The 19,936-nt window shown below is 51.8% G+C and carries 21 protein-coding genes and 2 pseudogenes; 11 read left to right on the plus strand and 12 right to left on the minus strand.

The window, feature by feature from the left end; genetic code table 11:
* The first annotated feature begins 117 nt into the window (after nucleotides 1–117).
* From tal to pgl, 8 genes and pseudogenes are all read left to right on the plus strand, one after another.
* Complete coding sequence (gene tal, locus NMUL_RS08520; protein ID WP_011380950.1) at nucleotides 118–1,251, plus strand: transaldolase; 1,134 nt, start codon at nucleotides 118–120, stop codon at nucleotides 1,249–1,251.
* Nucleotides 1,252–1,301: 50 nt separating this feature from the next.
* Entirely contained in the window at nucleotides 1,302–2,207 is a 906-nt protein-coding gene (gene gnd / locus NMUL_RS08525; RefSeq protein WP_011380951.1) for a phosphogluconate dehydrogenase (NAD(+)-dependent, decarboxylating), read from the plus strand.
* Between the two features lie 57 nt (nucleotides 2,208–2,264).
* Nucleotides 2,265–2,625: pseudogene (locus NMUL_RS16600) on the plus strand (transposase); the annotation flags it as partial.
* 396 nt (nucleotides 2,626–3,021) lie between these two features.
* Nucleotides 3,022–3,459: a hypothetical protein gene (locus tag NMUL_RS08530; protein ID WP_238529783.1), complete on the plus strand. Its 438-nt coding sequence runs from the start codon at nucleotides 3,022–3,024 to the stop codon at nucleotides 3,457–3,459.
* A 459-nt stretch (nucleotides 3,460–3,918) separates the two neighbouring features.
* The gene (locus NMUL_RS08540) at nucleotides 3,919–4,110 is read left to right on the plus strand and encodes a hypothetical protein (RefSeq protein ID WP_143034462.1); all 192 of its coding nucleotides are present in this window, start codon (nucleotides 3,919–3,921) and stop codon (nucleotides 4,108–4,110) included.
* A 348-nt stretch (nucleotides 4,111–4,458) separates the two neighbouring features.
* A complete protein-coding gene (locus tag NMUL_RS08545) occupies nucleotides 4,459–4,905 on the plus strand; it encodes a hypothetical protein (protein ID WP_049783098.1) in 447 nt (148 codons plus the stop codon).
* Between the two features lie 401 nt (nucleotides 4,906–5,306).
* Nucleotides 5,307–5,711 (plus strand): DoxX family protein, encoded by a 405-nt coding sequence (locus NMUL_RS08550; protein WP_011380954.1) that lies wholly within the window; start codon nucleotides 5,307–5,309, stop codon nucleotides 5,709–5,711.
* A 63-nt stretch (nucleotides 5,712–5,774) separates the two neighbouring features.
* A complete protein-coding gene (gene pgl / locus NMUL_RS08555) occupies nucleotides 5,775–6,488 on the plus strand; it encodes a 6-phosphogluconolactonase (RefSeq protein WP_011380955.1) in 714 nt (237 codons plus the stop codon).
* A gap of 59 nt (nucleotides 6,489–6,547) precedes the next feature.
* Here the strand turns inward: pgl and NMUL_RS08560 are convergent, their stop codons facing one another.
* Nucleotides 6,548–7,189 carry a helix-turn-helix transcriptional regulator gene (locus NMUL_RS08560; protein WP_011380956.1) on the minus strand — a complete coding sequence of 214 codons (642 nt, stop codon included), beginning with the start codon at nucleotides 7,187–7,189 and terminating at the stop codon, nucleotides 6,548–6,550.
* A 311-nt stretch (nucleotides 7,190–7,500) separates the two neighbouring features.
* Between NMUL_RS08560 and NMUL_RS08565 the strand changes: the two genes are divergently transcribed.
* A complete protein-coding gene (locus tag NMUL_RS08565; protein WP_011380957.1) occupies nucleotides 7,501–7,929 on the plus strand; it encodes a hypothetical protein in 429 nt (142 codons plus the stop codon).
* A 238-nt stretch (nucleotides 7,930–8,167) separates the two neighbouring features.
* On the opposite strand, the gene NMUL_RS16165 is transcribed toward NMUL_RS08565, so the two are convergent.
* The 4 genes from NMUL_RS16165 to NMUL_RS08585 form a co-directional block, all read right to left on the minus strand.
* A complete protein-coding gene (locus NMUL_RS16165) occupies nucleotides 8,168–8,431 on the minus strand; it encodes an MBL fold metallo-hydrolase (RefSeq protein WP_011380958.1) in 264 nt (87 codons plus the stop codon).
* Between the two features lie 42 nt (nucleotides 8,432–8,473).
* Nucleotides 8,474–8,728, minus strand: coding sequence for a hypothetical protein (locus NMUL_RS08575; protein ID WP_011380959.1), 255 nt, complete (start codon nucleotides 8,726–8,728; stop codon nucleotides 8,474–8,476).
* Between the two features lie 83 nt (nucleotides 8,729–8,811).
* Nucleotides 8,812–9,792, minus strand: a complete 981-nt coding sequence (locus NMUL_RS08580) for a bile acid:sodium symporter family protein (protein WP_041352498.1) — start codon at nucleotides 9,790–9,792, stop codon at nucleotides 8,812–8,814.
* 38 nt (nucleotides 9,793–9,830) lie between these two features.
* Nucleotides 9,831–10,535, minus strand: coding sequence for a class I SAM-dependent methyltransferase (locus tag NMUL_RS08585; protein ID WP_011380961.1), 705 nt, complete (start codon nucleotides 10,533–10,535; stop codon nucleotides 9,831–9,833).
* A 369-nt stretch (nucleotides 10,536–10,904) separates the two neighbouring features.
* On the opposite strand from NMUL_RS08585, the gene NMUL_RS08590 reads away from it, so the two are divergent.
* The gene (locus NMUL_RS08590; RefSeq protein WP_011380962.1) at nucleotides 10,905–11,654 is read left to right on the plus strand and encodes a hypothetical protein; all 750 of its coding nucleotides are present in this window, start codon (nucleotides 10,905–10,907) and stop codon (nucleotides 11,652–11,654) included.
* Nucleotides 11,655–11,728: 74 nt separating this feature from the next.
* On the opposite strand, the gene NMUL_RS15350 is transcribed toward NMUL_RS08590, so the two are convergent.
* The gene (locus NMUL_RS15350) at nucleotides 11,729–11,974 is read right to left on the minus strand and encodes a histidine kinase dimerization/phospho-acceptor domain-containing protein (RefSeq protein ID WP_202944816.1); all 246 of its coding nucleotides are present in this window, start codon (nucleotides 11,972–11,974) and stop codon (nucleotides 11,729–11,731) included.
* A 151-nt stretch (nucleotides 11,975–12,125) separates the two neighbouring features.
* Between NMUL_RS15350 and NMUL_RS15955 the strand changes: the two genes are divergently transcribed.
* On the plus strand, nucleotides 12,126–12,338 hold the full coding sequence (locus tag NMUL_RS15955; RefSeq protein WP_167535536.1) for a hypothetical protein: 213 nt from the start codon (nucleotides 12,126–12,128) through the stop codon (nucleotides 12,336–12,338).
* A gap of 76 nt (nucleotides 12,339–12,414) precedes the next feature.
* Here the strand turns inward: NMUL_RS15955 and NMUL_RS16350 are convergent.
* From NMUL_RS16350 to NMUL_RS08615, 6 genes and pseudogenes are all read right to left on the minus strand, one after another.
* Nucleotides 12,415–12,549, minus strand: a pseudogene (locus tag NMUL_RS16350) (transposase); the annotation flags it as partial.
* A gap of 346 nt (nucleotides 12,550–12,895) precedes the next feature.
* A complete protein-coding gene (locus NMUL_RS15960) occupies nucleotides 12,896–13,033 on the minus strand; it encodes a hypothetical protein (protein WP_167535569.1) in 138 nt (45 codons plus the stop codon).
* A 182-nt stretch (nucleotides 13,034–13,215) separates the two neighbouring features.
* Nucleotides 13,216–13,554 (minus strand): P-II family nitrogen regulator, encoded by a 339-nt coding sequence (locus NMUL_RS08600; protein WP_011380965.1) that lies wholly within the window; start codon nucleotides 13,552–13,554, stop codon nucleotides 13,216–13,218.
* 18 nt (nucleotides 13,555–13,572) lie between these two features.
* Nucleotides 13,573–16,632 carry an efflux RND transporter permease subunit gene (locus NMUL_RS08605; RefSeq protein ID WP_011380966.1) on the minus strand — a complete coding sequence of 1,020 codons (3,060 nt, stop codon included), beginning with the start codon at nucleotides 16,630–16,632 and terminating at the stop codon, nucleotides 13,573–13,575.
* Nucleotides 16,629–17,783 carry an efflux RND transporter periplasmic adaptor subunit gene (locus NMUL_RS08610; protein WP_011380967.1) on the minus strand — a complete coding sequence of 385 codons (1,155 nt, stop codon included), beginning with the start codon at nucleotides 17,781–17,783 and terminating at the stop codon, nucleotides 16,629–16,631. The genes NMUL_RS08605 and NMUL_RS08610 overlap by 4 nt, the downstream gene beginning before the upstream one ends.
* Nucleotides 17,784–17,895: 112 nt before the next feature.
* Complete coding sequence (locus NMUL_RS08615; protein WP_238529785.1) at nucleotides 17,896–19,296, minus strand: TolC family protein; 1,401 nt, start codon at nucleotides 19,294–19,296, stop codon at nucleotides 17,896–17,898.
* Nucleotides 19,297–19,936: the final 640 nt, after the last annotated feature.

Genomic DNA, 19,936 nt, shown 5'->3' on the forward strand with positions numbered 1-19,936 from the left:
ACGCACGCAAAAAATAGCAGGATTAGCGCTCCAGTCATGGAATACTGATTTCCGAATCCATGACGTCATCCACTCCGCCGCTCACTGTAGCGGCGCTACGCTTTCGGAGGACAATACATGAACCCATTGGAACAGCTATTGCAATGCGGACAAGCCGTCTGGCTGGATTCGATCAGTCGCGACCTCATCAAGAGCGGGCAACTGCAGCGCCTGGTAACCGGAGACAAGCTGCATGGCCTGACAAGCAATCCCACTATTTTCGAGCAGGCGATCGGGCACAGCGATGCTTACGACAACGCGCTGCGCCAGCTATTGCGAACCAATGAAAAACAAACCGAAAAGGCCCTGTTCGATGCGCTGGCTATCGAGGATATTCGCATGGCCGCAGATGTGTTGCGGTCCGTATATGATGAAACCCATGGTGGGGACGGGTACGTCAGCCTGGAGGTATCACCCCACCTGGCACGCGATACCGGAGGCAGTATCGCAGAAGCCAAGCGCTTATGGCAAGCCGTGGAGCGGCCCAATCTCATGATTAAAATCCCCGCTACTCCCGAGGGAATTCCAGCAATTGAGCAACTGATAAGCGAAGGCATCAACGTCAATGTCACCCTGATGTTCTCCCTGCGCCACTATGAGGCCGTGGCACATGCATACATTACGGGGCTTGAACGCCGTGATGCTTATTCGCCCGGCGGAAACAAGATATGGCCCGTTTCGGTCGCCTCTTTTTTTGTCAGCCGGGTGGATAACATAATCGATCCCATGCTGGAAAGGATCGGCACCCAGGAAGCGCTCGCCTTGCGCGGGAAAATTGCCATTGCCAATGCCAAACTTGCCTATCAACGCTTCCGTGAGATATTTTACGGAGAGCCATTTGATTCCTGGCGCAAAAAAGGTATACACGCCCAGCGGCCATTATGGGCCAGCACCAGCACAAAAAATCCTGCATATTCGGATGTGTTGTACGTCGAGGAATTGGTCGGCCCCGACACCGTCAATACGATGCCACTCAAAACGCTGGAAGCATTCCGGGATCACGGGCGGACTAGCAAAACCCTTGGAAAAGGACTGGCACAAGCTGAGGCCGACGTGGCCCAGCTTAAGGAGCTGGGGATCGATCTCAATGCAGTTACCGAAAAACTTCAAAATGACGGAGTCGATTCGTTCGCCGCATCCTATGACAAGCTTCTTGCCTCACTGAGGAAAAAGCGCCAGGAAATTCTCACTACCAGCGACCAGACAGCCTGAACCGGTCCAAGATTATTATTCAACAGAGAACAATTGCCAAGGGAGGGATCATGGAACTGGGAATGATTGGATTGGGGCGAATGGGAGGCGCGATGTCGCAACGGCTGCTGCAGGCGGGACACCAGGTGTCGGGTTACGCCCGCAGCACTGATACCATGAAGCAGTTGGAAGAAAAAGGCCTCGTCGCCGCCTCCTCGGTGGAGGATCTGGTTAGCAAATTGAAGCCACAACGCATCATCTGGCTGATGATTCCGTCAGGAAAACCGGTGGATGAAACCATCGGCATCTTGATGCCGCTGCTGGAGGCTGATGACGTTATCATCGATGGCGGAAACTCGGATTACAAGGATACTCTGCGCCGGGCGGAAACGCTCAGGGCACGTCAGATTCACTATGTAGACGTGGGCACCAGCGGCGGTGTCTGGGGCCTTGAAAACGGCTACAGTATGATGGTGGGCGGCGACGATGGCGTGGTGTCACACCTGGAACCCCTCTTTGAAACTCTTGCTCCCGGCCCAAATAAAGGATGGGGTCACGTTGGTCCGTGCGGGGCCGGTCATTTTACCAAAATGATCCACAATGGCATCGAGTACGGAATAATGCAGGCCTACGGCGAAGGTTTTGCGATCATGCACCATAAGGAAGAATTCAAGCTGGACTTGCATCAGGTTGCGGAAATCTGGCGCTACGGCAGCGTGATTCAATCCTGGCTGCTCGATCTGACCGCTGCTGCCCTGGAAAAAAACCCGGGTCTTGAAGGCATTGCACCCTATGTTGCCGATTCCGGAGAGGGACGCTGGACGGTAGCCGAGGCGATAGACCTGAACGTCGCCGCGCCTGTCATTACCTTGTCGTTGTTGCAACGATTGCAATCACGGGATTCTGATTCGTTCTCCGACAAGCTGCTATCGGCGCTCCGCAATCAATTCGGCGGACATGCGATGAAGAAGGAGTAGCCGTACGATCAAACCCTTAGACTCCGAAATCTAAAGTTTTCCGAGTAGTTCAACCTTATAAAGCCTCATTTTCCCTTGTCCCATGGGGTTCCCCAAGTGGACGATCTGCGAGTGCTCAGCGGGATTATTTACGTGATAAGGAACGGCCGTAATGGAAGGACGCTCCCCAAAACCACGACCCGCACAAGGCGCTCTATAATCGCTTCGCGCGTTGGAGCGGATGAGCGTTTTCACCCGCATTTTTGCGGGACTGGCCAAGCCAGAACACGGACTGGCTGATGATTGACCCGCGCATCTCAAGCCACGTCCTACGGCGCTCAGCCCGTTAAAAAGGAGATGTCTCCCGCTGTATCGGACGTACTAAGGGCGCCTGAACTCCAAACTTCACGCCGTCTGCGATGGCTGGGGAAATCCTCTCGTCCGGTTGCATAAAAGTGTTGACCTATGATTTCCTCAGTCGTATAGCCTTTAAACCTCTGCGCACCAACATTCCAACTACAGACGCGACCTTCGCGGGCTGAGCATGCCCAGCGCGCAGTCAGTGACCCTGGCAATATAAATAGCCGAAAGCGTTCTGATTCAGCATATTGACTCGATAGAAGCAGGAGAAGGTACCATTACGAATAATCCGGTTCTGTTGCAATGTGGAAAGAAAAACAACGCGATGGCAAATCAGCAAAAGTTGACGGATGTCATCATAAATACACTTAAAACATAAACAAGTTTACAAAGTTTCGAAATTCACATATTCTTCACCCATAGAAGCTGGATGTTAACGTGACTGATCCGTTATCCAAAATGCTGAAGAGGTGTGATGATGAAGATCGATAAAATTATCGCTACTACGTTCTCCCTGCTCAGCTTTATAGTCGCGGTGAGCTTTCCCGTTCCGGCAACGGCCGAGGCGGAAAGTTTTGATGTCGATGCAGCGTCGCGTAACGCGGTGACCAGAAGTGATCACGAAGCTGTCGCCAGATATTACGACAACGCGGCCGTGGAGATGCATGCAAAAGCACAAGAGCAGAAACGCCTGCTCGAGCAGTATGAGGATAAAAGCTATCTCTACGGTAGAGAAGCCCAGGACATGCTGGCCCATACTTACGCATTGGCACGCAAGTATGAGAAGGAGACGCAGGCCAATACGAGGGAAGCAGCCCTGCATCGGCAAATGGCTGCGCAACTCGAAGAGAACACTCCCCTCACCCCCAGTGGCAGTCTTCAAAAGCTGAGCACGATTTCAGACCTGCATTAGGCTCTGTTCCTGCCTGAGTTAACCTCAGGATAATGTAATCGGAAACGGCACTGTACGGATGAACACCTGTATATTGCTATCAATGTTTCATGCCTTCAGGCTATCTTACCCCTCGGTTCCGGGAATACTTTCCCTCTTTTCTGAATTGTTGCGGAATCTCAACCGTTACAAAACCCGCTGGACCCTCAAAATTTTCTACGTCACTCTGGAACAACGTCCCAGTAAACGCCTTTCTGATCAAGCAAAAAGCTCAATGCCGGATCAGTCATTTTTCGACTGATCGAAAAACGGAAATTAACGCAAGATTGACAAGCCTCAACTAAAGCAAGTTTTTATCGAAAAATACTTTACAAATGTGATTTCATCACATATTCTTCACACATGCTTCACAAACGTAGTAAGAAGTAACAAACGCAGCTTCAAAAAGTAGCTTTTTTCGCTATTGATTTCGTGGAGGGTATGATGATTAAGGGCAGAACAGTGGGCATTTTCTATTCGATGAGCCTGGCCGTTGCGCTGGTTTTTGCTGGGTTTAATGCTGCGGGTGTCGCCACTGCCAAAGAAAACAGCTATTCCATCGCAACTGTCGATAAGAGCAATTACAGAGTAGCCGCCTTACAAAAATCCGTTGTACTTACAGAAGTTCGCTAACATTCTTTCAAAATAGAACAAACGCGCCGATGCAATGTTGAGTGTATTTTTCTGCCCATTGCATCGGCACCCTCCTGGTAACATCCTTCCTCAGTAAAAATCCCTGCGCTATTGCCGCAGGATGCGCATATTTCCCCGGGATAACCGCTACGGCACTCGGCTCCATTCGCTATCCGCCGGGCTCTCGAGAACCTGGCTGTAACCCTGTACCTTGCCTGAGCCACTTTAAACATAAAAATTGACGAAGCAACTTACATAAACTAGCATTAAGCACGTTCACCGTTTTTTACCTGCTAAATCCTTTGCTCCGGTAAAACAATGAGACAGGCTTGCCCTCTGCTTATCATATTGATTTTACTAATACCCGTTGCCCAGGCGGCTGATCATTCTGGTATCCGGATCACCCAGACCCTTGCACAGAATGATGAGCAGAACCCAAATGCTCGCGAGGTGGTCGAGAGATATTTCGAAGATGAGCTCATGAAAAAACATGAGACGGTTGCCAAATACTACGAAGATGAAGCAGGAAAGTCACGGGCGAAGATAAGGGAACTGAGGGGGATGCTTGCGCATTACGAGGAAAAAAGCTACCTGTACGGAAAAAAAGCCCAGGACCTGCAAGCACATACTGAAGCCCTGGTAAGAAAATATGAAGAGGCTGCAAAGGCAGATGCAAGAGAAGCTGCCTCTCACCGTCAAATTGCTTTGGCATTTAAAGAAAAAAATCACCCTGATTCGAAAACTCAAAAAGTAAGCATTGTTGAATCCTATGGTTCGACTGTTCCATTAAAATAAGAGTAAAGAGCGGAGGCAGGAGCATACGGAGAAATTCCAGCGGCATAGCCAAACTCCCACTTTTTCCCTTCATCGCCGCGGACGGCCGCGTCCTGCGCCAGTCCATCAAGATACTTCCCCAGATTCCCTTACTGACGACTTATTGGAGCCGGCTGGAATCCGCTAAATGATGATGGCCTGGAGGCTACCGATATCCGCTGAAACCTGGTCGTTTGTCCTGCCTATCAACTGCCGAGCCGGCTTCCAGCCATGATATGTTGAACAGGTTATCTGGAATATGAGCATTACAAACAATTACCGCGATAATCAGCCGGTCCACAATAATTTATGAGCGGTGGATTCCAGATAAATAAGAAGCGAATGGATTTGAGCCTTCGATATTCAACTTCTCAAGGATACTTATGCAAAATTTCCTCCGAAATGATGATTTAGGTAAATTGATTCTGCGCCTGACTGTAGGAGTATTGATACTATTTCACGGGCTGCACAAAATACTTAACCCCGCATCCCTTGACTTCATCAGCAAGCAACTGACCGGCATCGATTTGCCACCCGTACTGGCTTACGGCGTTTACCTCGGTGAAGTCGTCGCGCCGCTAATGGTGATCTTCGGCCTTTTCTCGCGTCTCGGCGGTTTGCTGATCTTCGGTAACATGATTTTTGCGCTTTTATTGGCCCACTCTGATCAGTTATTTACGTTCACCAACACGGGAGGCTGGGCGCTTGAATTGCAAGGGTTTTATTTATTCTCGGGTCTTGCGATATTTTTCCTGGGTAGCGGAAGATGGGCCGTCCGGCAAGACTGACCAAGCCCCCCATGTCAATGTTCATTATGGTTACACATCAAAATAACAAAGGAATCTCTACTGATGGAATCAACCGATCTCCGACAATACAGATGGCATGAATACGCCGACCTGACCGCCCTTCAGGATGCAGCGGTGGCTGCTATCCTGGATAGCGCCGCCTCTGCCATTCAGGAGCGTGGACGCTTTAATCTCGTTCTTGCCGGGGGTGAATCACCGCGTGCAATCTATCGGAGATTATGCAGCGCCCCAGCAGATTGGTCTCTCTGGCATATCTATTATGGAGACGAACGCTGCATGCCACCCACTCAGGAAGAACTGAATTCCCATATGGTAGAGGAAGCATGGCTTAGCCATGTGCCCATTCCTCCAGTCCAGATTCATACCATCCCCAATGGTCCTCGCGCAGATAAAGCTGCGGAAGCGTACGCACAAACACTGCGCGGTGCAGGTTATTTCGACTTGACGCTGCTCGGGCTCGGTTCGGATGGCCACACCGCAAGCCTGTTCCCGGGTAATGATTGGGGAATGGCGCCGGATTCGCCCGATACACTGGCAATATTCAATTCCCCCAAGCGGCCCCCACAGCGCGTGTCACTGAGTGCGGCACGTTTAAATCGTTCGCGAAGGATAATATTTCTGGTAAGCGGTGAATCAAAGCATAAGGCGGTAGCAAGGTGGCGCGCCGGGGAGAATATACCGGCCAGGGCTATAATGGGAGAAAACGGTGTGGATATACTTGTGGAATCGACGTTACTGTTGCCGTCGAAGGGGTGATGGGATTTAAATCAATAAAAAATAAAATAGAAAATAGAGGCAAAAAAAAGGAGTAGAAACTACTCCTTTTTGGATACAAACCTGAATCGACATAATTCTCCCCCGCGAGCCATACATTCATGTTGCTCAACCTTGCTGTCGGTAAAAGTTTCCATGAGGCCGCGGTCGAGGTGGCAGATTTCCATATCTTTTGCCGCCATCTGGTGGAATACGCAATTATCCGCTTCAATCACCTTTTCGCCGTTTGGCAAGGTAGCACTTTTCGCGTTGTAGCCAAGCTGATCCATTACTTCTGTCAGCTTGTCAATTTTTTCCTCCTTTGTATTCAAGTCCGGATATTGACCCCGTATCTGCTCTGCGATACCTGCACCGATTTCGGACAAACGCTTACCCATGTTTTCAACGCCTTCTTCGCGCCGAACCGAGGCCAACACCAGTTGGGCCAGCCAGGAATACTGGCGGGGAAAACTCTCCTTTCCAAGTTCGGTAAGAACGTAAAGCTGTTGAGGCCTTCCGCCCCCTGACGGGCGTGTATTTCCAGCCGTTACCAGACCGGCGCCCTCCAGGGAAGAAAGATGTTGCCGAACTGCGTTTCTTGTAATCTCCAGACCTTTTGAAAGTTCATCCACGCTCAGGCCTGGCCTGCTCCCACGCAAAAGCTTGAGCAATTGCTTCTGCCGTTCACCTATCGTATTTAGCATCTGATATACCCCCTTCCACCCCCGTCATATGAGAATTAGCGGCTTCATTATAGACTACTGGCAGCCTGCGCCTTGTCTTTAGACACTTTAAACATATAATAGTTGACAAAATAGCTATAATTTCTTACAATTCCTTCATAAATAAAGAATAATCGGGGCCCGATCCGCCTTGATTCTGCTTTCACCCTAACCCTGCCCCTGATTTCAGGCAGAGCTGTCCTGAAATTGTGATTTATTCTACTCCACTGTTTTTTGTAATCTTTTCGCTATCTTTTGGCATTAACCGCATTGATTTTAAAGGAAAGTGCGACATGAAAACAAGGAGAATTTTCGCCATTTTATCCTTCAGTTTACTGGCTGCATGTGCGCAAATGAGCCCGCATGAGGCTGTCCAGAACACGAATATTCGCAGGGCAGCACAGAACGCCAGAACTCCCAGTGATCATGATGCGTTGAGCAACTATTTTGAGAACGCGGCCAAGGAAATGCAAACCAAGGTTGATGAGCAAAAAAAGCTACTCGAGTATTATGAAGAGAAGGGGTATCTCTACGGACGCCAAGCGCAGGATTTGAAGTCGCATACCGCAGCCCTCCTTCATAAATACGAGGCAAATGTGGAAGAGAACATCAGGGAAGCTGCCGCCCACCGGCAAATGGCGCTAGAGCAGGCGAAACGTGAATATGCCATACGTGAAGGACAGACTGTGAACGCGGAGGGTCGCGCTCACCCCTCGAAGTAAGCAGAAGGCGCAGTAAAAATATCGGGAATCCTCTTGCCGCGGCCCACCCACCGTCTTTTTCAGTCCCTCCAGGCAGGGAAACGTGGCAAGCTCATGAAAAAATCCATATCGTGGTTAGGCCAGAGCTCGCACTTTTCGCTGCTCTCCAGCGCCTTTAACTTCCGGATACTGGCCAGCACCAGGGACGCGTTATCCTGCCAGCAATATCCCGGCGCAATTTCCTCCACCAGATTCTCCCTCAGATCGGCAGCGGCTCAACCAGGGGATGCATGGGATCAAATGACGTGCGCAAGATGGGATCGGAAATCTTGCGATAGTCGCAACCCGTATCATATAAGATGCGTCCGTTCGACGTTTCGATCAAATAAGCAAGAATTGGCGCCGCGATAAATTCCCCATGCCCACGGTTACGGGTCGAAATGGTCTTTTCATAACGGATTGTTCCCGTCAGCAGCGGCCAGACTTTTGTGATATGAGGCATATCGGTTCGCTGGTTCGGCATGTGCGATCACCTCAGCTGTGGATGAAAGTAAATCGCCGCAAGCTAATAATCACCCCGCTGGGAAGACGCCTCTTCCGAGTGGCCGGAACGATGTTCAATACTGGATATCAGATGAGCGGAAAAATTCATGGCAAAAGGCACGAGCAGCATGGCTGCGAGCAGCACCAGAAGCGCGATGTGGCTGCCCATGCTGATTTCTCCCCGCGCCATTTTTCGAAAGAACCACACGACCAGTAGAAAGAAACCTGCCAGAGCGAGGATGGCGAGGATGCTGATCGTTACAAAGCTGCTATCCATCTATCACTGCCCCTTCCGCTCGCTCTGTCTGCATTTGATGAGCACTATATTACTGCAATTTCCTGCAGGTCACGAAAATAGCACTATTCCTCCTGCCGCACGGAGATTGTCTGCGGTACAGGCGAAATGAACTCTTTCTGAACTGGAGCCGGATTTCGGCGCCATAATGCCGCAAGCACACTGCCCAATAGCGAATGCATAACGGCGGAAACCGCGCCAACGACGGGTGCAAGCGGCAACAATGGAAAAGCCTGTTTGGCCAGCACGACGGCAAGTCCCGAGTTTTGCATCCCCACCTCGATGGCAATCGTGCGTGCGCTGTTACCGTAACAGCCAAACAAGCGGGCAAAGCAATAACCGAACAGGAAGCCGACCCCATGCAATAGCGCAGTCGCCAGGATAAGCTCTCCGCTATAGGCAAGAATAGCCTCTGCATTGGCGGCAAATATCACCGTACAGATAAAAACCACGCCTGCCACTGAAAGCAGCGGAGCAACAGGCAGAACCCGCATGACCAGGCGAGGTGCCCACCGGTTGAGCAGCACGCCCAGAAAGACAGGGATAATCACGACTTGAAAGGTCTGCTTGAACAACAACCAGGCATCGACCGGCACGAGAGCGCCCGCGAAAAGCTGGGTCAGCAAGGGTGTGAGCACAACGGCTGCGAGCGTGGAGCAGACCGTCATGACGACTGAAAGTGCAACATCGGCGCCGGCGATGTAGCTGATCAGGTTTGAAGCGGTACCACCCGGAGCGCACCCCACCAGGATGAGTCCCACCGCGAAATGAGGAGGCAGGCTCAACGCCTCGGCGACTGTCCAGGCCGTCAAAGGCATGATGGAATACTGCGCGGCGAAGCCGATGGCTACCGCGCGCGGGCTCCGCGCGATGCGGCGAAAATCCTCCACCGATAGCGTGAGTCCCATGCCCAGCATGATGCAGGCAAGAACGACCACCATCAGGGGACCCTGGTTGAACGAAGCCAGTGACTCCGGCGCATACAAGGCGAGCAGCCCCGAGAGGATCATCCAGAAGGGGAACAGGAGGGTCAACTTCTGCAACATGGAGCCGGGTATCCTGGCATAGCTGCTTACAGCTGCTATCAATCGTTTCGCGAAAATAGAAGCGTATGATGCTGCGCGTGACGGCTGATCACCCGGGTAGAACGAAGCCCGGCTTCCCCGGCCATTCTTCGCAGGGTAGAAAGGCATTCAGGATAATCGTGATCGCGAACGTGCGCGCATGCTTCTTCCAGTTGATCCGGCGGCACGCTCGTCCACTTTTCCCGCATGAAATTGAGATAATCGTCCAGAAAATCCTCCCGTGCCTCATTTTCTTCACGTACCACATCCACCAGTATCAGCCAGCCTTCTTTTGAGAGGCAGTGTCGCGCCGCCTGGAAAAACCGCGCCTTTTCATCCAGATTCAGATGATGAATGGCAAACCCGGAGAAAATAATATCCCACGTCTGATTCATGGACTCGATGGTCTGCAGGAGCTCTCCTTGGGTCAGGCTGACTTCGCCTGGCACTTCTGCGAGATATTCCCTCGCCTCCTTCAACGCAGCCTCGGACAAATCCACACCTTCGTATCTCAAAGGAGGAGAGCGTTTCAGGCAAGGCGCAAGATAGCGGGCATTGCCACATCCCAGGTCCAGCAGGCGATACTCTGCCCGCTCAGCACGCGACCTCAAAAGCTCCCCAACCCCGGCATAGATCTCCCGGTGAAACATGTAGTTGTGCTCCGTGATCAGATCATAAAGCGACCAGGACCGGGTGAAGATGGCAACAGGTTCAGCGGATAGCATGAATCGGGAGGGTCTTCATTACAATGGTAAAATTTCGACCGATTTTCATAATAGATGGGAGAATTCCTTTATTTTAACCTTTTGAAAATGAGTTGGCGACAACCAACTCATTGATAAGACAAGAGGCCTTTGCACCTGGCACGCTCATACGCCCCGCGTTTTTTACTACAATATGGAACCCGCGGTAAAGCCGCAGCAGGGGGGCGAAATGAGTCCTTCAGGGTATCCCATACCAAAATACATGTAAGATCGATAGGGAATCTGGAGTCTCCAAAATAGGAAAAAGAGTACGAACGCCTGAGTATGAGTATCGAACACTACGACTGCAAAGTCCGGGAGACATCACTTTCTTGATTACGAGGAAATGGAATGAATATACCAGCGGGATTCGATAAAGAAGCTTTGCGATACGTAGCCGACGCTCTTGAGATGGAGGCGAAAACTGTTGAAGTGGACAACGCGACAGATTATCCATGCCATCCAGAGAGTGCCCCCGCGCAAGCGGCTCGCTTTATCCGGGCTGTCATTGCCGATGCTCCACTGCCGCCCGCACATCCAATTGCACCCAAACCATTCCACCTCGAGAGCCTTCTTGATCAGGAGGACCAGAGCATGGACTGGTGGCAAGATGCCATCGAAAATGCATTGGGGGCTGCGCACACGCATTATCAGGAACGGAAGGAGAATGCTTCGATACTGCCAACACAGAACAGCGAGCATGAAAACAATGCACGTGAAAATAGCGGGCGTGAAATGTGGCAGCTTGCAAGCGAGCTTGACAGCGCTACCGAATGGGCCGATAAACTGGCTCATGCGATAGCGGAACGTCTTGGTGTTGATATTGGCGAACTCCGCAACGCAAGCAATCCATGGCAGAAAGCGCTGGATTATTGCGAAATGCCCGTCCCGGAGATTGCTCCTCATGAGCACGTGCCAGGACATGCTCCTTCTCATAATGGGTTGAATGCCAGTGATGCTAATGACAAACTCAGGAGAGCGGCCGAGGAGGTTGTTAACTTCCTGGATATGGACGTCAACGAGGAGCAACTCGTAGATGGATTGAAGCTACTTGAAAGCGCTATTGAAAATCTCCGCGACGCACTGAAAGGGAGGTCCTGAGTCAGGGAAGTTCAGTTTTGCCCTCATCTCAGCCCATCGCTGCTGCTTCGAATTGCGTATCCGCTACGAGTTCTTCAAGTAGTTCCCGTACATCCACCTTTTCGGGCATGAGCGGAATCCACTTCTGCTTCCAGGCGGGAGAGTTCGAGTAGGCGCCCGATGAGCTCATTCAAGCGTTCTATTTCCGTCTCCATGCGGCTCAATTCCTTTTCAGCCTGCTCGCCTGACCGCTGCCACACAAGCTCCAGGGCGACCTGTAACCTTGCGAGAGGAGAACGAAGCTCATTTGAGGCGTCGCTCAGCAATTGCCGCTGCGCCAAGTACCCTCTCGAGTGGTTTCTGCACAATACCTGGAACACAGCCATCCCGCCCGATCACGTTCTTTAAAATGCTTCCAAGCTTCACTCTCTGCATTGATACTGCAATAAACCCCCGTCAAAATAGAAGCTTCGATATAACCGGGAAGGAGTTATGCCTAAATACGCCGTCTATGCGAGAACTCATACAGGACATGTCAAACGAGTAAGAAATTTTTCCAGCAATTATCCCCACGATCTTTTCAGGCGCCATTTCCATCAAGGATCGCTCAAGGGTTTTCCAGAAAACACCGTATTCTGGATAAACCCTGAAGGCCCAAGCATCGGCTTTGCGCCGCTCCTCGAAGTACAAAAAACAGCTGATTGAAAAAAGAAAAGGCAAAAACAAAAAAACCAGCGGAGTTAAGAGCTAGTTTCAAAATGAGCTTGCTCAGCCGATCGAAATACTTCTTCTTCCAGATATAAAACGTGGCTTCAGATATGCCAGGACTGCGACACACATCCGTTACTGCCGTACCGGCCTCTGCCTGCCGCAACGCATACGCTACTTGAACCTCGGTGAATCGGGATCTCTTCATCGCTTCATACTCCTTCAATAAGGGAGCCAGAAGGCGACTTTACTCTAATTTAGAACTGCTACAGTTTTTGGGGATGACGTCATTTGCAGTCTTCATGATGAAACTCCTTTCCCCTCTCTTATATAAAGATTTCCCAGGCTATCAAAAATTTATAGAAGGATATGCGGCTTTCGGATTTATTTAGATATAGCACCTCCTGCCTGGAGCGCTAGAGACAATTGCGCTCTCTAAAGCGCCGAGGACTGGAGGGATGGCGGACACTACGATGTCCAGTACCAGGTCACTGCGTGTTCGGATGCAGTAAATTTTTGAGTAAGTACCTAAACGTCTTGGCTCTATTGCTTTTTCAACGGCGGTAAAGTTGCTGCTTTGGCAACGCGAGCTTCTTGATGACGTGACAGTCATCCTTCGCGTAAGTTGCCGTGACGGTAAAGGCAAAGAGCAAACCAAGCGCGATATGTCGTCTCAGCGATATGGGTCTCATTGTTAAATAACGGAATGATCGAGGAAGAGCAGGAAACAACGTCCGGCACGGCTAGCTGCTAAAAATCACACTGCACCCTCGAACTGAAAAGGGTGAGGATTTGATGCTTTAGGCGTGCTTGAGGGTTCTTATAGGTCGAAATAATTAATACTGGAAATGAAAACTATATCTTTTAATGATTGTTATTCCGGTCTGGAAGGGGAATCTTCCTGATGACGTTCTCCGCTGCTGATATTCCCACTTCCACTCACATCTATGATGTAAATTTTGCCTGCGCCGTCCTGATAGGTGTTGGCGGTCTGCATGACTGTGCTGAAAATATTGTCCACCTGCTCATCGGAGGCAAAGATTTCGATGCGTTTTTTCGGCATATAAGGATCGAAACTGCTATCGGCGACCCGCTCTCTGCCAAAACCATGGCAATCCGAGACACTCATGCCTGGGAAATCCGGAATTTCAAGTAACGCCTGCGTTACCTTGGATAACATGAAGGGCTCAATGTATGCGCGGATTTCTTTCATAAGAGCAGGGTGTTGTGGTTATTTTTCAAAATTGGAGTAGAGCGCAGGAAGCATGGTCAGGGTAAGAATGGTGGAACTCATGAGCCCGCCGATAATGACCGTTGCGAAAGGTTTGACTGCTTCCGCTCCCACACTGGTGGAAAGCGCGGCAGGCAACAGCCCCAGCATTGCCACGAGCGCTGTCATCGCGACAGGCCGCAGGCGGCTGATGGAGCCTTGCAGAACGGCTTCATGTAAAGGAAGCCCCTCCCGCCTGAGCAGGTTGACCTTGGATATCAGGATCACCCCATTTTGCACGGCGATTCCAAATAAGGCAACAAAACCTACCGCTGCCGATACACTCAAGTGAATGCCTGTCAGCAGGAGGGCGACCAGGCCGCCGATCAGCGCGAACGGTACATTCATGACAATGAGCGATGCATGCCTGGTCGACCGGAATGTCCAGAACAGCAACAGGAAAATCAGGATCAGACTGACGGGCACGATAAACGACAGTCGTTTCATCGCGCGCTGCTGATTCTCAAACTGGCCGCTCCAGACAATTTCGTAACCTGGCGCCAGATGAACCTGCTGCGCGACTTTTTTTTGCGCCTCTGCTACGAAACTCCCTTGATCGCGTCCGATCAGGTTACATTTGATGGCGATACGCCGCATGTTATCCTCCCTGCCGATACGGGAAGCACCCTGATTGACCTTGATTTCAGCCAGCTCGGCCAGTGGAATGCGCCCGCCATTAGGCGAGAGAACGGTTATATCTTCAATCGCTCCCACGGAATCACGCGTCACCGCCGTCAGCCGCACGGTGACATCGAAGCGGCGCTCTCCTTCAAGAATTTGCGTTGCCGCCTTGCCGCCGACGGCCATGGCGATTACATCTTCTACGTTGGAAATATTAATACCATAGCGGGCAATTTTAGCCCGGTCTATGGAGATAAGGAGCTGAGCCAGTCCGGATTGCTGTTCAGCAGCCACATCAGTAGCGCCCCTTATGGTTCTCAGAATTCCTGTTATCTGGTTGGCTTTCTCCTGGAGGATCTTCAGGTCCTGACCAAAAATCTTGATGGCGATTTCGCCCTTGACGCCGGAAATCGCCTCTTCGACATTGTCCTGAATCACTTGGGAGAAATTAAGCAGCAGGCCAGGGAACACTTGCAGGCGCTTATTCATGGCCTTGACCAGATCGTCTTTCTTGCCATACCGCCAGGTTTCCTTCGGCTTGAGATCGATGAGAAGTTCCAGATTGTTGAAACCTTTGGGATCGGTGCCATCCTCCGGGCGTCCAAGTTGTGTGAGCACGGACTTGACCTCGGGAAATTCGAGTATGCTTGCCCGTATCTCTTGTTCCAGAAGTTTTGCCCGGTTCAACGAAACCGGTGTTGGCAAGGTGATGGTCAGCCAGATATTGCCCTCATCGAGCTTGGGCATGAACTCGGTGCCGATCAGCGGCGTGGAAGCCAGTGACAAGGCCAGCGCGATTCCGGCGAGAGCAAATAATTTTCTGGGCTTGGCCAATACCGCTTCCAGTAATTTGTGGTAGCGTTGTTCCATTGCCTGCACCAGGGGATTATGCGTCTCCGTGAGCTTTGGCCCCAGCATATAACTCAATAGGACGGGTATCAGGGTCAGGCTGATGATCAGGGAGCCCAGCATGGCGAAAGTAAGTGTATAGGCCATCGGAGAGAAGATTTTCGCCTCAACCCGCTGGAAGGTGAAAATCGGCAGAAAAGCGACGATCACGACCGCTTGGGAAAAAAGCATGGGCCGGGACATCTCCGCCGCAGTGATGAGCATCGATTGCCGCATGTGCGCCGCAGTAGCGTGCTGGCGCATTTCCAGCGTTACCTTGACCATGACAGCTTCGACCAGCACGATCGCCGCATCCACAATAAGGCCGAAGTCGATCGCGCCAAGCGAAATGAGATTGGCGGAAATATGCCAGGTTTCAATCAGGATAAACGCGAACAGCAAGGACATCGGAATGACGATGATCACCACCAATGCGGCCCAGAACCGGCGAAGGAAAATAACCAGTATCGCCAGCACGAGTGTTGCTCCGAGCAACATATTGTGCTCGACCGTATGAACGGTGTGCCGCACCAGTTCAGTTCGGTCGTAAAAGGGAATGATCTTGATGCCGGGCGGCAGTCCGTGATTATTGAGAAACTCGATTTTGGCCTTGACGCCTTTCAGTACTTCATTCGCGTCCTTGCCCTTGATAAGGAGGACGATGCCTTCAACCACATTATCGTGCTCGTTGAAACCAACCAGCCCGGTGTGCGGCGCTGCGCCAATGACCACCTCGGCAACATTCTTGACAAAAACGGGAACTCCCTCCTGGTTGCTAGCGATAACGATATTGCCGATTTCTTCCAGTGATTTCAGCAGCCCGGCGCCACGAACCACCAATGCTTCGTTGCCGTGCTCGATGTAGCCGCCTCCGATACTGGCGTTGTTGGCGTTGATGGCCGTATAGACATCGGTAATCGTCAGCTTGTAATTCTTGAGCTTGTTCGGGTCCACCTGAACCTGGTATTCCTTGATGCCGCCTCCGAAGGCCACCACATCCGCTACGCCATGGACGTACCGAATGGTGCGTTCGATTACCCAATCCTGCAGTGCGCGCTGTTCCACCAGCGGAACCCCCGGTGCTTCCAGACGGTAGCGATAGATTTCTCCTATGCCCGTTGACAGAGGTCCGAGCAGAGGCCTGGTCTCCGCTGGCAGGCTGACTGATTTCAACCGCTCCAGCACTTGCTGCCTCGAAAAATAATCCTCGGCGGCATCGTCGAAAGTCAGGGTAACCACCGATAAGCCAAAAATGGATACTGAACGTATGTTGAGCAGGTCAGGCAGGCCGTTCATTTCCTTTTCGATCGGCAGGGTGATAAGTTTTTCCACCTCTTCCGGGGCCTGTCCCGGGTATTGCGTCACGACCTGGACGAAAACATTCTGAACGTCGGGGAAGGGTTGTATCGGCAGACGCTCGAACGAAAAGAGGCCGATGACCGCCAGCAATCCTGATGCAATAAGGACCAGCAGGCGCTGCTGCAGGCAGAACGCAATGATTTTATAAGTCATGGTGCGCTTTCCCCGGTTTGATGCTCGGTGTCCTGCTCGGTGCGCAACAGCAGGGCGCCATGCACGACCAGGCGCTCACCCGGCTTCAGGCCCTCGAGAATTACGGCGCGGTCCTTGAGACGCAGGCCTACTTTAACCGGACGCCTGCGGTAGCGGTAATCTCCGATGTTCACATAGACCCAGTCGGACTCGTTCTCGGTAAATAGTGCCGTTAATGGCACGACAATTGCAAGATCGCCCGCATCGCTTTGGACATCGATGGCGGCAAACATGGAAGGCAGCAGGCGGCCATCCTCATTAGGCAGAATGCAGCGCACTTTTACCGTGCGCGAGCTTTCGTCCACCACCTGACTGATGTAGCTGACAGTCGCATTAAAATTCCGGCCGGAATAGGCAGGCACTTTCAGCACAATCTTCGTGCCTATGTGAATCTGGCCGATATCCTTCTCGAAAATATCCATCTGCACCCATAACTGCTGCAGGTCGGAAATGACAAACAGCGGTGCAACAAGGTCCGGCCTGACTTCCATCCCAGGATTGATATTGCGTTCCGTAACCGTTCCCGGAATGGATGCGCGCAGGGAAAAGCGGTTATCCATTCGTCCCGGACGCGCCCCCAGGTTTGCAAGCTTGAGCCTGGCCCGTTCGGCCTCGCTGCGCGTGCGTGTCAGATTATCTTCGGCCTGCTCGTGCTCCTTGCGCGGCGCAATGCCGTTCTCATACAACTCCTGTATCCGCTGAAAATTCCTCTCGGCGAGATTCAGATCGGCCACGGCGGCCGCGTAAGCGGATTGCGCTTCTCCAAGGTCCGGACTATCCAGCACCGCCAGTGTGTCGCCTTTGCGAACCGGTGCCCCCAGGGGGGCAATGTCGCCGATTACGCGTCCGGCAATCGGCGAGGAGACACGCGCCGTGCGGATTTCGTCATAGGTAATCTTGCCCGTGACAGGATCCATCAATGGCCGCTGAACGAGTTCGATAACGGCCTCCCCGATATACTGACGCTTGGGCGATTCCGGCCGCAATATCACTTCGTCTGCAGGCGGCAGAACAGCCGTGTGTTGGGGTTCGCTGTTGTTTTGCTGCTGGCAGGCCAGCAGGGACAGGCACAGCAATCCTGTCGCAAGCTGAATAACAAGGTGTAACTTCATTTCATATTCAAGCCGTTCAGGCGCTGTGGATTAGCTTCATGAAGGAATGATGCAGGATGCGGACTGTCAGGATCGGGAAGATGGGATAAACGGCACGTCAGCCTGCAAAGGGTTATTTACCGAAATTCACCCGGTGGGAACGCGCGGACCGCCAATCATCCTGGTTGCTGCCGGATTGATAGCGCGGATTTCCGGTTTCCTCGCCATATGCCATCAGCAAATCAGCCCAGGCTTTGCTGCGGTTTGCCAGCGCGGCATAATAATCCAGCATAATTGTCCGATAGCTTCGCTCAGCATCGATCAGATCCAGCACTCCCACTGCCCCTTTTTGATAAGCAATTTCCTGTGCCTTGCGCAATGCCTCGATTTTTTTGACCACGTAAGTTTCAAAGCGCCGGGCTATGGCGTCGGCGCTTTGCCAAGCTGCCGAGGCCTTCATGACTTCAGCGCGCACGTCATACTCGGCCTGCCTTAATGCCAGTTCGCTGGAAGTCAAACCTACGCGAGCCTGGGAAATTTCACCTTTTTGCTGGTAGAACAAAGGGATTGGTATGCTGATACCCACGCCGCCAGTACGCGGAAACTGGTTACCCTGATCCCGATCGTAGAACGCGCTTATTGTCACATCGGGAATAACCTGCCGTTGCGCGAGTGTGAGCACTTTTCGCGCCTGGGCGATGCGTATCCTTGCAGCGCGCATATCCGGACGTCGTTCCAGCGCGCGTTCAACCAATTGATCCTGCGTCGCCAGCGCAATCTCGGGCGTTGCTTGAGGCCAGGTTTCGGCGGCATTGATTTCTATGCTGTTTTCAGGCCAGCCCAGCAGCAATAGCAGGTCGGCCCGTGCCTGATTCAATGCAGCCCTTGCCTGATCCTGATCGCTTTGAACCTTGAGGCTTTCAACCTCGATACGAACGAAATCCATCTCCGCAACATCGCCTACCTTGAGCCGTATTTCGTTTACCCTCAGAATTTCCCGGTAATGCTCGAGGTTATCCCGTGCAACCTTGATCGTCTTCTGGGCCAACAGGAGGTTGTAAAAACTGCGCCGCACGGTGTTTGTGAGCACGCGTGCAACGTCTTGCACGTCGAAGTTCACAGCCTCGGTAGCCAGCTCGCTGCTTTCTATCCGTAAACGCCGTTTTCCGGCCGTTTCTATGAGCTGCTGAATCTGCGGTAAATACGCGGGGACTGCCAGGTGACGGCTTTCCGGCGCGAATGCCTTTGGGGCCAGTTCGTGAACTGTAAAACTGAATACCGGATTGGGAATCGCTGCGGCGATGATTTCCTGGGCCCTGGCGTTATCGATGTTGAGGCTGGCTGCGATCAAGCCGAGGTTGCGCTGATAGAACAGTGCGATCGCTTGCTGTTCGGTGATGGAAAATTCCTCTTTTGCAGGTTCTGCCTGAACCGTGAAAGAAGCTGCATGAAGCATTGCCGATATACTCGAAAACAGCATGATCCCCAGAGCAATTCGTACTGCAGGCAGCACATTGCTCAGAAGATTAAGCACATCAACTTGCTCACGATCAACTAGTACTCCGGGATACATATCTTTACCGCTGAGTATTACCTAAGCAAGGTGAGGGGCTTTCGGTCCGGATAATTCCGGCACCAGGAAAATGCCTTTCGCACGCCTTCAAGCATGTTCAAAACTCCTACGAGATGATACGTGAGAGCCTCTGGTACCGAGGGAATAACGCCCGCCTGGTGAGAATCAGGTAGAACCAAAAGAGCGCAGCCTGGTATGTCACATGATAATCAAATGTTCTTCAACGAGTGTACTTTCCATGAGACTTTTGCTGGGCGAAGATGATGATGGTACTCGCCCCCCACTTTAGTAGATACTCTGCTGGCGGTTGAAATATGCGCGCGCCTGTGAGGACCGCCGGAATTTTTCTTGGGGATTCCAGGGATTGGAAACAGAAGAAGCAGAAGAAGCAGAGCGCATCAGGCTTCCCAGAAACAGATCGACGACACGCAGCTGCTTAAGGAACAGCTAATGATGGAGCTGCGGTATGGATTGTGCAGCACCCTCTCAAACATGCAGAAGCGGCGAAGATATTGATGGTTTCGCGCCCGTGTGTATCGGATCAACAAAAAAACCACCAAAATAACTATTTATGGGGTCACCATTCCATACCGAGGTTCTA

Source organism: Nitrosospira multiformis ATCC 25196 (assembly GCF_000196355.1).
Taxonomy (GTDB): Bacteria; Pseudomonadota; Gammaproteobacteria; order Burkholderiales; family Nitrosomonadaceae; genus Nitrosospira; species Nitrosospira multiformis.

Excerpts from the sequence above, each read along its gene's own strand:
- tal (WP_011380950.1), top strand. The coding sequence starts at position 118 with ATGAACCCATTGGAACAGCTATTGCAATGCGGACAAGCCGTCTGGCTG.
- gnd (WP_011380951.1), top strand. The coding sequence starts at position 1,302 with ATGGAACTGGGAATGATTGGATTGGGGCGAATGGGAGGCGCGATGTCG.
- NMUL_RS08530 (WP_238529783.1), top strand. The coding sequence starts at position 3,022 with ATGATGAAGATCGATAAAATTATCGCTACTACGTTCTCCCTGCTCAGC.
- NMUL_RS08540 (WP_143034462.1), top strand. The coding sequence starts at position 3,919 with ATGATGATTAAGGGCAGAACAGTGGGCATTTTCTATTCGATGAGCCTG.
- NMUL_RS08550 (WP_011380954.1), top strand. The coding sequence starts at position 5,307 with ATGCAAAATTTCCTCCGAAATGATGATTTAGGTAAATTGATTCTGCGC.
- pgl (WP_011380955.1), top strand. The coding sequence starts at position 5,775 with ATGGAATCAACCGATCTCCGACAATACAGATGGCATGAATACGCCGAC.
- NMUL_RS08560 (WP_011380956.1), bottom strand. The coding sequence starts at position 7,189 with ATGCTAAATACGATAGGTGAACGGCAGAAGCAATTGCTCAAGCTTTTG.
- NMUL_RS08565 (WP_011380957.1), top strand. The coding sequence starts at position 7,501 with ATGAAAACAAGGAGAATTTTCGCCATTTTATCCTTCAGTTTACTGGCT.
- NMUL_RS16165 (WP_011380958.1), bottom strand. The coding sequence starts at position 8,431 with ATGCCGAACCAGCGAACCGATATGCCTCATATCACAAAAGTCTGGCCG.
- NMUL_RS08575 (WP_011380959.1), bottom strand. The coding sequence starts at position 8,728 with ATGGATAGCAGCTTTGTAACGATCAGCATCCTCGCCATCCTCGCTCTG.
- NMUL_RS08580 (WP_041352498.1), bottom strand. The coding sequence starts at position 9,792 with ATGTTGCAGAAGTTGACCCTCCTGTTCCCCTTCTGGATGATCCTCTCG.
- NMUL_RS08585 (WP_011380961.1), bottom strand. The coding sequence starts at position 10,535 with ATGCTATCCGCTGAACCTGTTGCCATCTTCACCCGGTCCTGGTCGCTT.
- NMUL_RS08590 (WP_011380962.1), top strand. The coding sequence starts at position 10,905 with ATGAATATACCAGCGGGATTCGATAAAGAAGCTTTGCGATACGTAGCC.
- NMUL_RS15955 (WP_167535536.1), top strand. The coding sequence starts at position 12,126 with ATGCCTAAATACGCCGTCTATGCGAGAACTCATACAGGACATGTCAAA.
- NMUL_RS15960 (WP_167535569.1), bottom strand. The coding sequence starts at position 13,033 with ATGAGACCCATATCGCTGAGACGACATATCGCGCTTGGTTTGCTCTTT.
- NMUL_RS08600 (WP_011380965.1), bottom strand. The coding sequence starts at position 13,554 with ATGAAAGAAATCCGCGCATACATTGAGCCCTTCATGTTATCCAAGGTA.
- NMUL_RS08605 (WP_011380966.1), bottom strand. The coding sequence starts at position 16,632 with ATGACTTATAAAATCATTGCGTTCTGCCTGCAGCAGCGCCTGCTGGTC.
- NMUL_RS08610 (WP_011380967.1), bottom strand. The coding sequence starts at position 17,783 with ATGAAGTTACACCTTGTTATTCAGCTTGCGACAGGATTGCTGTGCCTG.